Origin of the sequence: Agilicoccus flavus (assembly GCF_014857905.1) — a bacterium.
GTDB classification, from domain to species: Bacteria; Actinomycetota; Actinomycetes; order Actinomycetales; family Dermatophilaceae; genus Agilicoccus; species Agilicoccus flavus.
Window position 1 is genome coordinate 207,209 of sequence record NZ_JACYXE010000006.1, and the last position, 14,279, is coordinate 221,487.

Genomic DNA, 14,279 nt, shown 5'->3' on the forward strand with positions numbered 1-14,279 from the left:
GCACACGAAATGAGAGCAGGGAGCACTCAGTGCTGGACGTGAATTTCCTCGACGAGCTTCGCATCGGCCTGGCCTCCGCGGACGACATCCGCGCCTGGAGCCACGGTGAGGTCAAGAAGCCCGAGACCATCAACTACCGCACCCTCAAGCCGGAGAAGGACGGGCTCTTCTGCGAGAAGATCTTCGGCCCCACCCGCGACTGGGAGTGCTACTGCGGCAAGTACAAGCGGGTCCGCTTCAAGGGCATCATCTGCGAGCGCTGCGGCGTCGAGGTCACGCGATCCGGCGTCCGCCGTGAGCGCATGGGCCACATCGAGCTGGCGGCGCCCGTCACGCACATCTGGTACTTCAAGGGCGTGCCGAGCCGGCTCGGCTACCTCCTCGACCTCGCCCCGAAGGACCTCGAGAAGGTCATCTACTTCGCGGCGTACATGATCACGTCCGTCGACACCGAGGCCCGTCACCGCGACATGCCCTCGATGGAGGCGCAGATAGAGGTCGAGAAGAAGGAGCTCGAGAAGCAGCGCGACGCCGAGGTCGAGGCGCGCGCCAAGAAGCTCGAGGCCGACCTCGCCGAGCTCGAGGCCGAGGGCGCCAAGGGCGACGTGCGCCGCAAGGTGCGCGAGTCCGCCGAGCGCGAGATGAACAGCATCCGCAAGAAGGCGGACCAGCTCATCGAGCGCGTCTCCCAGGTGTGGGACCGCTTCAAGAACCTCAAGGTCCAGGACCTCGAGGGCGACGAGGCGCTCTACCGCGAGATGCGCGACCGCTACGGCATGTACTTCGAGGGCGGCATGGGCGCCGCGGCGCTCCAGCGCCGCCTCGAGTCCTTCGACCTCGACGCCGAGTCGGAGCTGCTGCGCGAGATCATCGCGACCGGCAAGGGCCAGAAGAAGACCCGCGCCATCAAGCGGCTGCGCGTCGTCACCGCCTTCCAGACGACGACGAACAACCCCGACGGCATGGTCCTCGACGCGGTCCCGGTCATCCCGCCGGACCTGCGCCCGATGGTGCAGCTCGACGGTGGCCGCTTCGCGACCTCCGACCTCAACGACCTGTACCGCCGCGTCATCAACCGGAACAACCGCCTCAAGCGGCTGCTCGACCTCGGTGCGCCCGAGATCATCGTCAACAACGAGAAGCGGATGCTGCAGGAGGCCGTCGACGCGCTGTTCGACAACGGGCGCCGCGGTCGTCCGGTCACCGGCCCGGGAAACCGGCCGCTGAAGTCGCTGTCCGACATGCTCAAGGGCAAGCAGGGTCGGTTCCGCCAGAACCTGCTCGGCAAGCGCGTCGACTACTCGGGCCGTTCGGTCATCGTCGTCGGCCCGACGCTCAAGCTGCACCAGTGCGGCCTGCCCAAGCAGATGGCGCTCGAGCTCTTCAAGCCCTTCGTCATGAAGCGGCTCGTCGACCTCGACCACGCGCAGAACATCAAGTCCGCCAAGCGGATGGTGGAGCGCGCGCGGCCGCAGGTGTGGGACGTCCTCGAAGAGGTCATCACCGAGCACCCGGTGCTGCTCAACCGTGCGCCCACGCTGCACCGTCTGGGCATCCAGGCGTTCGAGCCGCAGCTCGTCGAGGGCAAGGCCATCCAGCTCCACCCGCTCGTCTGCGGCGCGTTCAACGCCGACTTCGACGGTGACCAGATGGCGGTCCACGTGCCGCTGAGCGCCGAGGCGCAGGCCGAGGCCCGCATCCTCATGCTCAGCAGCCACAACATCCTCAAGCCGGCGGACGGCCGCCCGGTGACCATGCCCAGCCAGGACATGATCATCGGCCTGTTCCACCTCACCTCGACGCTCGAGGAGGGCCCGGGCACCGGTCGTTCCTTCAGCACCGTCGACGAGGCGCGGATGGCCTTCGACGCGGGCGAGATCGGCCTCGGGTCGCTCGTGAAGATCCGTCTCACCGACTTCGTCCCCCCGGCCGGCTACGAGCTGCCCGAGGGCGTCGAGGCGAACGCGGACGGCGCGGTCGACCAGATCGTCGTCGAGACGACGCTCGGCCGGGCGATCTTCAACACGACCCTGCCCGTCGACTACCCCTACGTCGACCTCCCGGTCGACAAGAAGCGCCTGTCGACGATCGTCAACGACCTCGCCGAGCGGTACAGCAAGGTGCAGGTCGCGGCGAGCCTCGACGCGCTCAAGGAGGCGGGCTACTACTGGGCCACCCGGTCCGGCACGACCGTCGCCATCTCCGACGTCGTCACGCCGCCGCGCAAGACCGAGATCCTCTCCGGTTACGAGACCAAGGCCGAGAAGGTCCAGGTCCAGTACGAGCGCGGTCTCATCACCGACGAGGAGCGCCGCCAGGAGCTCATCGAGATCTGGACCCAGGGCAGCGCCGAGGTCGCCAAGGAGATGGAGGGCTTCTTCCCGCGGGACAACCCCATCTACCGGATGGTCTCCTCCGGTGCCCGAGGCAACTGGTTCCAGCTCCGCCAGATCGCCGGCATGCGCGGCCTCATGGCCAACCCGAAGGGCGAGATCATCCCCCGCCCGATCAAGGCGAACTTCCGCGAGGGTCTGTCCGTGCTCGAGTTCTTCATCTCGACGCACGGTGCCCGCAAGGGTCTGGCGGACACCGCGCTGCGGACCGCCGACTCGGGCTACCTGACCCGTCGTCTCGTGGACGTCAGCCAGGACGTCATCATCCGTGAGGACGACTGCGGGACCGAGCGCGGGCTCACGCTCCCGATCGGCACGCGTCGCTCCGACGGCACCCTCGTCCCGCACGACGACGTCGAGGCGGCCGTGTACGCGCGGACGCTCGCGGCGGACGTCGTCAAGGACGGCGAGACGCTCGTCGAGGCCGGCGCCGACCTGGGCGACGTCGTCATCGGCGCGCTCATCGCGGCCGGGGTCGAGGAGATCAAGGTGCGCTCCGTGCTCACCTGCGACAGCCACGTCGGGACGTGCGCGCGGTGCTACGGCCGTTCGCTCGCCACCGGCAAGCTCGTCGACATCGGCGAGGCGGTCGGCATCATCGCGGCCCAGTCGATCGGTGAGCCCGGCACGCAGCTGACGATGCGGACGTTCCACACCGGTGGCGCCGCGGGTGACGACATCACCCAGGGTCTGCCCCGCGTGGTCGAGCTCTTCGAGGCCCGGACCCCGAAGGGTGTCGCCCCGATCGCGGAGGCCACCGGCCGGATCACCATCGAGGAGACGGACAAGGCGCGTCGCATCCTGCTCACGCCGGACGACGGCACCGACGAGCACGCCTACCCGGTGAGCAAGCGGTCCCGCCTGCTCGTCGAGGAGGGGCAGCACGTCGCCGTCGGCACGAAGCTCGTCCAGGGTGCGATCGACCCCAAGCAGGTGCTCCGCATCCTCGGCCCGCGCGCGGTGCAGATGCACCTCGTCGACGAGGTCCAGAAGGTGTACCGCCAGCAGGGTGTGTCGATCCACGACAAGCACATCGAGGTCATCGTCCGGCAGATGCTGCGTCGGGTGACGATCATCGAGGCGGGCGACGCCGAACTGCTGCCCGGCTCGATGGCCGAGCGTGGCGTCTTCGAGACCGAGAACCGTCGGGTCGTCGCCGAGGGCGGCAAGCCGGCCTCGGGTCGTCCGGAGCTCATGGGCATCACGAAGGCGTCGCTCGCGACCGACTCGTGGCTGTCGGCGGCGTCGTTCCAGGAGACGACGCGGGTGCTCACGGACGCGGCGATCCACGCCAAGTCCGACCCGCTGCTCGGCCTTAAGGAGAACGTCATCCTCGGAAAGCTCATCCCGGCCGGTACGGGTCTGCCCCGGTACCGCGACGTGCGGGTGGAGCCGACGGAGGAGGCCAAGGCGGCGATGTACTCGATGCCCGACTACCAGCAGTTCGACTACCCGAGCTTCGGCCCGGGCTCGGGCGAGGCGGTCCGGCTCGACGACGCGACGCTGGGTCTGGACAACTGAGCCGTCGGCTCGAGACGACCGGAGGGCGGTCACCCGTTGCGGGTGGCCGCCCTCCGGCGTGGTGTGTGACGCGTGGGCCGCTGGGCGGCGGTCGCGAGGTGTCAGCGACCCCCGGTCCCGGCGAAGCGGGCGCGGACGAGGCCACGCACGGACAGGGCGGCGTACCCGACCCAGGAGCTGATGCCGAGGAGCTTCGCGGCGTCCTCGGCGAGCTGCTCGATGTTGGCCCCGCGGGCCGGCTCGAGGATCTCCCACGCGGCGTCCACGGCCACGGACCCTCCGAGCAGGAGGACGGCGAGGCCGAGGAAGAGCCAGGCGCTGCGGCGGATCTCGGCGTGGAACGCGGCGGCGTAGGCCCCGATCACCGCGAGGATGGCCAGGTACGTGACGAACTCGGGGATGCCGACCGCCGGCAGCACGGCCTCGTGGAGCGTGAACGCGTCGTCGGCGAGCAGGTACCCGGTGATGAGGGCGGAACAGGCCAGGAACGCGGCGTCCCGGCGGCGCATCCCGTCGTAGAGCAGGCAGGCGCCGAGGAGGAAGATCCCGATGGCGGCGGCCCACCCGTAGCAGCCCAGGGACGAGACCGCGCCGACGTACGGGGCCCCGCCCAGCGCCGTGGTCGGTTCCATGGTGAAGGTCGCCACCGGATGGCCCGTCGCGACGCTCACGACGCCGACGGCGAGGACGACGAGCGTCGGCGGGACGAAGACGTACCCGAAGGTCCGTATCCCGACGTGTTCCCGGGCGGTCCCGGGCAGTGATGTGGTGCGCATGTGGTTTCCCCCCACGAGACGGCTCGCGGCCGTTGGACTGGACGACCGACCAACTCTAGCCGGGGGCGCGGCCAGAGTGGAGACCACACGACGCTGCGGTGGCGCGCAGGTCGCCGGCGGGTGAACGGCAGGTGCAGGGCGCGCGCACCGGTGTGCCGCACGAGGTCCCGGACCCCCTGGGTCGGCCGCGATTTGGCCGGTCGTGAGCGCGGACGGTAGGCTGGACGGGCATGTCCTGGCGTTGTCATGCGTTCCATCGGGTGGGTCTCGGGCGTTCTGTCGCCTGAGAGCCGGCGTAGGGCGCGGGCGCCGGGCGAGGGGTCCGAGAAGCGATCGAGGTGTTCGATCGGTCGCGGACGCCCTCCAGGCGCGAGTCACACTCGCCGGGACGTGTCCTCTCGCCGGGCGACGCATCCGGACGTCTGCTCCGCGCCGACGCATCGGATGCGTAGTGCAGGGGAGAGCACCGCGGCCCCGGGTCGCGGTTCTTCAAGGAGGGTCGGCTCGCTCGCGCGAGCGGCCCGATGACATCTCGACCATCGGAGACTGAGTGCCCACCATCAACCAGCTCGTCCGCAAGGGCCGGCAGGACAAGGCCACCAAGGCCAAGACGCCTGCGCTCAAGGGCAGCCCCCAGCGTCGCGGCGTGTGCACGCGTGTGTACACCACGACGCCCAAGAAGCCGAACTCCGCCCTCCGCAAGGTGGCGCGCGTCAAGCTGACCTCCCAGATCGAGGTCACCGCGTACATCCCCGGCGTCGGCCACAACCTGCAGGAGCACTCGATGGTGCTCGTCCGCGGAGGCCGCGTGAAGGACCTCCCCGGTGTGCGGTACAAGATCGTCCGCGGCGCCCTCGACACGCAGGGCGTCAAGAACCGCAAGCAGGCCCGCAGCCGCTACGGAGCGAAGAAGGACAAGAAGTAATGCCTCGTAAGGGACCCGCCCCGAAGCGCGCCCTCGTCGTCGACCCGGTCTACGGGTCGCCGCTGGTGACGCAGCTCGTCAACAAGATCCTGCTCGACGGCAAGAAGTCCATCGCCGAGCGGATCGTCTACGGCGCCCTCGAGGGCGCCCGCCAGAAGACCGGCACCGACCCGGTCCTCACGCTCAAGCGCGCGCTCGACAACGTCAAGCCGACCCTCGAGGTCCGCAGCCGCCGCGTCGGTGGCGCCACCTACCAGGTGCCCGTCGAGGTCCGCGCCGGCCGCAGCACGACGCTGGCGCTGCGCTGGCTCGTGGGCTACGCCCGGCAGCGTCGCGAGAAGACGATGACCGAGCGCCTCATGAACGAGATCCTCGACGCGAGCAACGGCCTCGGTGCCGCGGTGAAGCGCCGCGAGGACACGCACAAGATGGCCGAGTCGAACCGGGCCTTCGCGCACTACCGCTGGTAAGGCACCCTCGCCGTCGCCGCCCCGATCGGGCGGCGACGGCACCGGCCGTCGGCACGGCCACCAGGCCCGGCGCACCGCACCGGGACGAGACGACGAGATGAGACGAGAGATCTAGTGGCACAGGATGTCCTGACCGACCTGTCCAAGGTTCGCAACATCGGCATCATGGCGCACATCGACGCCGGCAAGACCACCACCACCGAGCGGATCCTGTTCTACACCGGTGTCAACCACAAGATGGGCGAGACCCACGACGGTGCGTCGACGACCGACTGGATGGAGCAGGAGAAGGAGCGGGGGATCACCATCACCTCCGCCGCCGTCACCTCCTTCTGGAAGAACACCCAGATCAACCTGATCGACACGCCCGGCCACGTCGACTTCACGGTCGAGGTCGAGCGCAACCTCCGAGTGCTCGACGGTGCGGTCGCGGTCTTCGACGCGAAGGAAGGCGTCGAGCCCCAGTCCGAGACGGTGTGGCGTCAGGCCGACCGCTACGGCGTCCCGCGCATCTGCTTCATCAACAAGATGGACAAGATGGGCGCCGACTTCTACTTCTCGGTGAAGACGATGGTCGACCGCCTCGGCGCGACGCCGCTGTGCATGCAGCTGCCCATCGGCGCCGAGAGCGACTTCATCGGCGTCGTCGACCTCGTCCGCATGAAGGCCCTCGTGTGGCGCGGCGAGACGAAGCTCGGCGACGACTACGAGGTCGAGGACATTCCCGCCGACCTCGTCGACAAGGCCGATGAGTACCGCACCGAGCTCCTCGAGAAGGTCGCCGAGTCCGACGAGACGCTCATGGAGAAGTACCTCGAGGAGGGCGACCTCACGGAGGACGAGGTCAAGAAGGGCGTCCGCGCCCTGACGCTCGCCGGCGAGGTCAACCCCGTCTTCTGCGGCACCGCGTTCAAGAACAAGGGCGTCCAGCCCCTGCTCGACGCCGTCCTGGACTACCTGCCGAGCCCGCTCGACCTCCCGCCGGTCGAGGGGCACGCGCCGGACGACGAGGACGAGATCGTCACGCGCGACCCGAGCTCGACGGCGCCGTTCTCGGCGCTGGCGTTCAAGATCGCGGCGCACCCGTTCTTCGGCACGCTGACCTATATCCGCGTGTACTCCGGTGAGATCACGGCCGGCCAGCCGGTCATGAACGCCACCAAGGGCAAGCGCGAGCGCCTCGGCAAGCTCTTCCAGATGCACGCGAACAAGGAGAACCCGGTCGACAAGGCGTCGGCGGGGCACATCTACGCGGTCATCGGTCTCAAGGACACGACGACCGGTGACACGCTCTCCGACATGGGGCAGCAGGTCGTCCTCGAGTCGATGACGTTCCCGGAGCCGGTCATCCACGTCGCCATCGAGCCGAAGACGAAGGGCGACCAGGAGAAGCTCGGGACCGCCATCCAGCGCCTCGCGCAGGAAGACCCGACCTTCACCGTGCGCCTCGACGAGGAGACCGGCCAGACCGTCATCGGCGGCATGGGCGAACTCCACCTCGACATCCTCGTGGACCGCATGAAGCGCGAGTTCAAGGTCGAGGCGAACGTCGGCAAGCCGCAGGTGGCCTACCGCGAGACCATTCGTCGCGCCGTCGAGAAGTACGACTACACCCACAAGAAGCAGACGGGTGGGTCGGGCCAGTACGCCAAGGTCCAGATCACGTTCGAGCCCCTCGGCACGGACGAGAACGAGATGTACGAGTTCGACAACAAGGTGACGGGTGGGCGCATCCCGCGCGAGTACATCCCGTCGGTCGATCACGGCATCCAGGAGGCCATGCAGTACGGCGTGCTCGCCGGCTACCCGCTGGTGGGGATCAAGGCGACCCTGCTCGACGGGGCCTACCACGACGTCGACTCCTCGGAGATGGCGTTCAAGATCGCCGGGTCGATGGCCCTCAAGGAGGCCGTCCGCAAGGCCGACCCGGTGCTCCTCGAGCCGATGATGGCCGTCGAGGTGCGCACGCCCGAGGACTACATGGGCGACGTCATCGGCGACATCAACTCCCGCCGTGGCCAGATCCAGGCCATGGAGGACATCAGCGGCGCCAAGGTCGTGCGCGGCCTCGTCCCGCTGTCCGAGATGTTCGGGTACGTCGGCGACCTCCGCAGCAAGACGCAGGGGCGCGCCAACTACACGATGCAGTTCGACTCCTACGCCGAGGTTCCCCGGAACGTCGCCGAGGAGATCGTGAAGAAGATGCGGGGCGAGTGAGGCGGGTAGACTCACCCGTTGATGCTCTTCACGTGAAGCAGAATCATCAACCCACAGCGTCATCGCGCCGCACCGCGCGCGGGGCGTGACACACCAAGTCCAACAGGAGGACCCCAGTGGCGAAGGCGAAGTTCGAGCGGTCCAAGCCGCACGTCAACATCGGCACCATCGGTCACATCGACCACGGCAAGACGACGCTGACGGCTGCCATCTCCAAGGTGCTGCACGACCAGTACCCGGACCTGAACGAGGCTTCCCCGTTCGACTCGATCGACAAGGCGCCCGAAGAGAAGCAGCGCGGTATCACGATCTCGATCGCTCACATCGAGTACCAGACCGAGAGCCGTCACTACGCGCACGTCGACTGCCCCGGGCACGCCGACTACGTGAAGAACATGATCACGGGTGCGGCTCAGATGGACGGCGCGATCCTCGTGGTCGCGGCGACCGACGGCCCGATGCCGCAGACGAAGGAGCACGTCCTCCTGGCCCGCCAGGTCGGCGTCCCCTACATCGTCGTGGCGCTGAACAAGGCCGACATGGTCGACGACGAGGAGATCATGGAGCTCGTCGAGATGGAGGTCCGTGAGCTCCTCTCCGACTACGAGTTCCCGGGCGACGACGTCCCGGTCGTCAAGGTCTCGGCGCTCAAGGCGCTCGAGGGCGACGCCGAGTGGGGCAAGTCGGTCGTCGAGCTCATGAACGCGGTCGACGAGTACATCCCGCAGCCCGAGCGCGACATCGACAAGCCGTTCCTCATGCCGGTCGAGGACGTCTTCACGATCACCGGTCGTGGCACGGTCGTCACCGGTCGTATCGAGCGCGGCATCCTCAAGGTCAACGAGACCATCGAGATCGTCGGCATCAAGGAGGCCTCGTCCACGACGACGGTCACCGGCATCGAGATGTTCCGCAAGCTCCTCGACGAGGGTCGTGCGGGTGAGAACGTCGGTCTGCTCCTGCGCGGCACCAAGCGCGAGGACGTCGAGCGCGGCCAGGTCATCTGCAAGCCGGGTTCGATCACCCCGCACACCGAGTTCGAGGGCCAGGTCTACATCCTGTCCAAGGACGAGGGTGGCCGTCACACGCCGTTCTACGACAACTACCGTCCGCAGTTCTACTTCCGGACGACGGACGTCACGGGCGTCGTGCACCTGCCCGAGGGCACCGAGATGGTCATGCCCGGTGACAACACCGACATGAAGGTCGACCTCATCCAGCCCATCGCGATGGAAGAGGGCCTCAAGTTCGCCATCCGTGAGGGTGGCCGGACGGTCGGCGCGGGTCGCGTCACCAAGATCGTCAAGTGATCACCTGCGCCTAGGCGCACATCGGCGAAGGGCCCCGGGATCTCCCGGGGCCCTTCGTCGTGCCCGTGGTCGGAGGATCAGCGAGGCGTGCCCTCCACGGCCGCCGCGGTCGCCCGATCGAGAGCGGCCGTCAGGGCCTTCGCCGCGGTGGCGAAGGCGGCGTCGTCCTTCGCCTGGGCCGCCTCGGCGAGCGCCGGCAGCGGCTGGGCGGCGTAGCCGGTCGTCTGCCCCGGCGCCCAGACGAGGTGCTTGAACCACGGGCGGGACGGCAGGCCGACGGGGTCGGTCAGGGCCCGCTCCTGCGCGCGGATCGCGGCGTTGACCTTGGCGGCGACGGGGCGCTCGCCCGAGACGAGGCCACCGACGGCGAGCCGGGCGCCCGCGCTCTCGAGGCGTCGCGTCGCCGCCGCCCAGGCCTTCGCCGCGGCGAGGGTCGAGGGCGGCGGGGTCGCTCACCTCGGCGCGCATCGCCTCCAGGCGCGTGATCGTGTCGGCGGCGTAGGCGCTGTACCTCATCGGCAGGATGTCGGCGTTGGCCAGGCGCAGGGCGAGGCTGCCCGAGACCTCGGCCGCCGCCGTGACGCCCTTGAACCCGGGGTCGGCGAAGCGCTGCGTGTAGTCGAGGTTGTCGTAGAGGGAGTGGTACTGCCCGCCCGCGCTGCCGAAGCCGATGTCGGCCGAGGCGACGCCGAGGTGCTGCAGGAACCCGGTGTAGTCCGACCCCGATCCGAGCCGCCCCGGCTCGGTCTCGCCCTGGGAGGCCGTGGACCACGCGTCGTACACCGACCCCTCACCGGACGGGTCGTCGACGTCGGCGGTCACCGACCGGATCACCGCGTCGAGGGCGGGCACCGCTCCCGCTCCGAACCGGCGCCCTGCCGTGCCGTCCATGTTGAGGTAGGCGATGGCGCCCTCGCGCAGTTTCGCGGCGTTGTTCTCGGCGTACTCCGTCGAGCCGAGGAGGCCGTACTCCTCGCCGTCCCAGCCGGCCAGGACGATGGTGCGCCGCGGCCGCCAGCCGTCGCGGTAGAGCTCCCCGAGCGAGCGTGCGATCTCCATCGTCGAGACCCAGCCCGACTCGTTGTCGACGACGCCGGTGCCCCACGTGTCGCGGTGCCCACCGACGAGGACGTAGCCGGCGTCCGCGTCGGTGCCCGGGATCGTCGCGACGGCGTTGTGGATCGGGACCTGCTCGTGACCGATGTCGAGGTCGAGCCGGACCTTCGTGCCGCCGGGACCGCCGAAGCGGTAGGGGACGTCGAGCCCGCCCTGCCAGTCCTTGCCGACGCGGGCGCCGCTGAGGGAGGCGATGAGCCCCCGGGCCTGGCCGTAGGAGATCGGTGTCGTCGGGATCGGGGCGATGGTGCGCGCGTCCTTCGCCGCGATGCGCGCGGTGCCCGGGGTCGAGGGGGTGCCGGGGGTGAGCGGGTCGCCGGGGTAGTCCCAGATCCGCAGCACCGACCCCCGTTGGATCGCATCGGCGGAGCGCCATGGGCCGTCGGGGTAGACCTCACCCTTGACGAACCCGTCGTCGGCCGGGTCGGAGTAGATGATCATGCCGACGGCGCCCGCCTTGGCGGCGAGGTCGGGCTTGACCCCCCGGAAGTTCTGTCCGTACCGGGCCAGGGCGATGCGTCCCTCGAGGGAGATCCCGCGCTTCTTCAGCTCCGCGAAGTCCTCGGGGCGGGCGTAGTTGACGTAGACGACGTCGCCGGCGACCGTGCCGGCGGGGGAGTAGGCGTTGTATCCGACGGGCAGGTCCTCGGGCCTCGTGAAGTCCGCGGCCCCGTCCTCGATGACCGACAGGTCGCGGCGTTGCGGTGCCGTCTGGCGGACCGAGATCTTCTTCGGTCGGGTGGCGAGGACCGAGTAGGAGTCGACGTCGACGTCCAGCCCGTACCCGCGCAGCTGCTCGACGGCGTAGTCGAGGTTGCGTCGGTTGCCGGGGGTGCCGACGTGCGCGGCGTTCGCGCCGAGCGTGCGCATCCACGTCGTCGGGTGCTCGCTGTCGACCTCACCCCGCAACCGCTCCTCGTACTGCTGTTGCCACCGCGGCGAGCCGTACGGGGCCTGCTCGGCCTGGGCGGCCGTCGGTGCGGCCTGGACGAGGGAGGGACTCAGGGCCAGGCCGACGGCGGTCAGACCGGCCGCTGCGCACACGCGTACTGAGGTCATGGACACGCTCCTGTGCAGGGTGCCTCGCGCGTGCAGCTCAGCGGCGAGACTGCGAATGGTGCTCAGACGCTAGGGGATCGGGTGGGCGGGGGCAAGACCCCCCGAAGCGCCCCGCCCCCGTGCGATGATCCACCGACCGGGGAGCGGGCGACCGGTCCTCGGAGCCGGCGACGTCGCGGCCACGTATCGGCGGCACGGCGGCGTTGCTGAGCCCCGATTTGATGCGGCACCGGCCGATCTGGCACTATGGACAGGTTGCTTGATGCAGCCCTGCCGCCGGATCCACCGGTGTGGCGGGCCCGCGTCCCTCGCGAGAGGTTACTAGCACCAAGGATCTTCGCGGATTCTCGGAACCGGTGACGCTCGCGTGCGAGAAGAGCACCGGTTCCATCGCACCGACACCGATCAGGTGGGCGGGTCGCTGGCATGTGCCTGTTCGATCGGGCACCGCGCGACACGCCCGACCGCGGGGGTCGGGGATGAGGCCGGATCCGACATGATGGACGACGAGAGAGAGTCTGACGAGCGATGGCGGGACAGAAGATCCGCATCCGGTTGAAGTCGTACGACCACGAGGTCATCGACTCATCGGCGCGCAAGATTGTCGACACGGTGACCCGCGCGGGCGCGACGGTCGTCGGCCCGGTGCCGCTACCGACGGAGAAGAACGTCTTCGTCGTCATCCGGTCGCCCCACAAGTACAAGGACAGCCGCGAGCACTTCGAGATGCGCACGCACAAGCGCCTCATCGACATCGTGGACCCGACGCCCAAGGCGGTCGACTCGCTCATGCGACTCGACCTGCCGGCGGACGTCAACATCGAGATCAAGCTCTGATCGGGAAGGAGGAAGCATCATGACTGCTGTCACCAACCAGCACCAGCGCGCCGTCAAGGGCCTCCTCGGCGAGAAGCTCGGCATGACCCAGGTCTGGGACGCCGAGAACCGCCTCGTCCCGGTCACGGTCATCAAGGCCGGCCCGTGCGTCGTCACGCAGGTCCGCGGCCAGGACGTCGACGGGTACGACGCGGTGCAGATCGCCTACGGCGCGATCGACCCGCGTAAGGTCAATCAGCCCATGTCCGGCCACTTCGAGAAGGCCGGAGTCACGCCGCGTCGACACCTCCTGGAGCTGCGCACGTCGGACGCCTCGTCCTTCGAGCTCGGCCAGGAGATCACGGTCGAGGCGTTCGAGGGCGGCCAGAAGATCGACGTCGTCGGCCGCACCAAGGGCAAGGGCTTCGCCGGTGTCATGAAGCGTCACGGCTTCCACGGCGTGAGCGCGTCCCACGGTGCGCACCGCAACCACCGCAAGCCCGGTTCCATCGGCGCCTGCGCGACCCCCGGTCGCGTGTTCAAGGGCGTCCGCATGGCCGGCCGCATGGGCGGTGTGCGCCAGACCACCCAGAACCTCACGATCCACGCGGTGGACGCCGAGAAGGGCCTGCTGCTCGTCAAGGGCGCCGTCCCCGGTCCCCGTGGTGCCATCGTGCTCGTCCGCACTGCCGCCAAGGGAGCGTGACGTCATGACGACGATCGACATCATCGACGCGAAGGGCGCGAAGTCGGGCACGGTCGACCTGCCGCCCGAGATCTTCGACGTCCAGACCAACATCCCGCTGATCCACCAGGTGGTCGTGGCCCAGCTCGCCGCGGCGCGCCAGGGGACCCACGCCACGAAGACGCGGGGCCAGGTGCGTGGCGGTGGCCGCAAGCCGTACCGCCAGAAGGGCACCGGCCGCGCCCGTCAGGGCTCGACCCGCGCGCCGCAGTTCGCCGGCGGTGGCGTCGTCCACGGCCCGCAGCCGCGTGACTACAGCCAGCGCACGCCCAAGAAGATGAAGGCCGCCGCCCTGCGCGGGGCCCTCTCGGACCGGGCCCGCCACGGCCGCGTCCACGCGCTCACCGCGGTCGTCGAGGGCGAGGCGCCCTCGACGAAGACCGCCGCCGGGCTGCTCGGCAGCCTGACGGAGCGCCGCAACCTCCTGGTCGTGCTCGAGCGCACCGACGAGCTCGGCGCGCTGTCCGTGCGCAACCTCGAGAACGTGCACGTCCTCTGGGCCGACCAGCTCAACACGTACGACGTGCTCTGCGCGGACGACGTCGTCTTCACGCAGGGCGCCCTGCGCACCTTCGTCGAGGCCGGCCGCCACGGCCGCACGGAGATCTCGGAGGAGTCGAAGTGAACCTGAACAAGAACCCCCGCGACATCGTGCTCGCGCCGGTCGTCTCCGAGAAGTCCTACAGCCTTCTCGACGAGGGGAAGTACACCTTCCTCGTCGACCCCCGCGCGAACAAGACGCAGATCAAGATCGCCGTCGAGTCCATCTTCGGCGTCAAGGTCTCCTCCGTGAACACGCTCAACCGCCAGGGCAAGACGCGACGGACCCGCTTCGGGCTCGGCAAGCGCAAGGACACCAAGCGCGCCATCGTCACCCTCAAGGAAGGCTCGATCGACGTCTTCGGGAGCGCCTCGGCGTGAGCCGAGCGAC

At 69.2% G+C, this 14,279-nt stretch carries 11 protein-coding genes; 9 read left to right on the plus strand and 2 right to left on the minus strand.

Annotated elements, in window-relative coordinates:
* Positions 1 to 29: 29 nt before the first annotated feature.
* The gene (locus tag ICW24_RS10935; RefSeq protein WP_226345735.1) at positions 30 to 3,914 is read left to right on the plus strand and encodes a DNA-directed RNA polymerase subunit beta'; all 3,885 of its coding nucleotides are present in this window, start codon (positions 30 to 32) and stop codon (positions 3,912 to 3,914) included.
* A gap of 101 nt (positions 3,915 to 4,015) precedes the next feature.
* On the opposite strand, the gene ICW24_RS10940 is transcribed toward ICW24_RS10935, so the two are convergent.
* Positions 4,016 to 4,690, minus strand: a complete 675-nt coding sequence (locus tag ICW24_RS10940) for a DUF8692 domain-containing protein (RefSeq protein ID WP_226345736.1) — start codon at positions 4,688 to 4,690, stop codon at positions 4,016 to 4,018.
* A 550-nt stretch (positions 4,691 to 5,240) separates the two neighbouring features.
* Here ICW24_RS10940 and rpsL point away from each other — a divergent pair.
* From rpsL to tuf, 4 genes are all read left to right on the plus strand, one after another.
* A complete protein-coding gene (gene rpsL, locus ICW24_RS10945; RefSeq protein ID WP_226345737.1) occupies positions 5,241 to 5,615 on the plus strand; it encodes a 30S ribosomal protein S12 in 375 nt (124 codons plus the stop codon).
* A complete protein-coding gene (rpsG, locus tag ICW24_RS10950; RefSeq protein WP_226345738.1) occupies positions 5,615 to 6,085 on the plus strand; it encodes a 30S ribosomal protein S7 in 471 nt (156 codons plus the stop codon). Before rpsL ends, rpsG begins: the two co-directional genes overlap by 1 nt.
* 114 nt (positions 6,086 to 6,199) lie before the next feature.
* The gene (fusA, locus tag ICW24_RS10955; RefSeq protein WP_226345739.1) at positions 6,200 to 8,302 is read left to right on the plus strand and encodes an elongation factor G; all 2,103 of its coding nucleotides are present in this window, start codon (positions 6,200 to 6,202) and stop codon (positions 8,300 to 8,302) included.
* Between the two features lie 116 nt (positions 8,303 to 8,418).
* Positions 8,419 to 9,612 (plus strand): elongation factor Tu, encoded by a 1,194-nt coding sequence (gene tuf, locus ICW24_RS10960; RefSeq protein WP_226345740.1) that lies wholly within the window; start codon positions 8,419 to 8,421, stop codon positions 9,610 to 9,612.
* Here the strand turns inward: tuf and ICW24_RS19335 are convergent, their stop codons facing one another.
* Positions 9,613 to 11,787, minus strand: coding sequence for a M28 family peptidase (locus ICW24_RS19335; RefSeq protein WP_264176471.1), 2,175 nt, complete (start codon positions 11,785 to 11,787; stop codon positions 9,613 to 9,615).
* Positions 11,788 to 12,315: 528 nt separating this feature from the next.
* On the opposite strand from ICW24_RS19335, the gene rpsJ reads away from it, so the two are divergent.
* From rpsJ to rplW, 4 genes are read left to right on the plus strand one after another with little or no spacing between them, the layout of a single operon-like run.
* A complete protein-coding gene (rpsJ, locus tag ICW24_RS10975) occupies positions 12,316 to 12,624 on the plus strand; it encodes a 30S ribosomal protein S10 (protein WP_006502853.1) in 309 nt (102 codons plus the stop codon).
* Positions 12,625 to 12,643: 19 nt separating this feature from the next.
* Positions 12,644 to 13,309, plus strand: coding sequence for a 50S ribosomal protein L3 (gene rplC / locus ICW24_RS10980; protein WP_226345741.1), 666 nt, complete (start codon positions 12,644 to 12,646; stop codon positions 13,307 to 13,309).
* Positions 13,310 to 13,313: 4 nt separating this feature from the next.
* On the plus strand, positions 13,314 to 13,973 hold the full coding sequence (gene rplD, locus ICW24_RS10985; RefSeq protein WP_226345742.1) for a 50S ribosomal protein L4: 660 nt from the start codon (positions 13,314 to 13,316) through the stop codon (positions 13,971 to 13,973).
* Positions 13,970 to 14,269 carry a 50S ribosomal protein L23 gene (gene rplW / locus ICW24_RS10990; RefSeq protein WP_226345743.1) on the plus strand — a complete coding sequence of 100 codons (300 nt, stop codon included), beginning with the start codon at positions 13,970 to 13,972 and terminating at the stop codon, positions 14,267 to 14,269. Before rplD ends, rplW begins: the two co-directional genes overlap by 4 nt.
* Positions 14,270 to 14,279 lie beyond the last annotated feature (10 nt).

Excerpts from the sequence above, each read along its gene's own strand:
- ICW24_RS10940 (WP_226345736.1), bottom strand. The coding sequence starts at position 4,690 with ATGCGCACCACATCACTGCCCGGGACCGCCCGGGAACACGTCGGGATA.
- rpsG (WP_226345738.1), top strand. The coding sequence starts at position 5,615 with ATGCCTCGTAAGGGACCCGCCCCGAAGCGCGCCCTCGTCGTCGACCCG.
- ICW24_RS19335 (WP_264176471.1), bottom strand. The coding sequence starts at position 11,787 with ATGACCTCAGTACGCGTGTGCGCAGCGGCCGGTCTGACCGCCGTCGGC.
- rpsJ (WP_006502853.1), top strand. The coding sequence starts at position 12,316 with ATGGCGGGACAGAAGATCCGCATCCGGTTGAAGTCGTACGACCACGAG.
- rplC (WP_226345741.1), top strand. The coding sequence starts at position 12,644 with ATGACTGCTGTCACCAACCAGCACCAGCGCGCCGTCAAGGGCCTCCTC.
- rplD (WP_226345742.1), top strand. The coding sequence starts at position 13,314 with ATGACGACGATCGACATCATCGACGCGAAGGGCGCGAAGTCGGGCACG.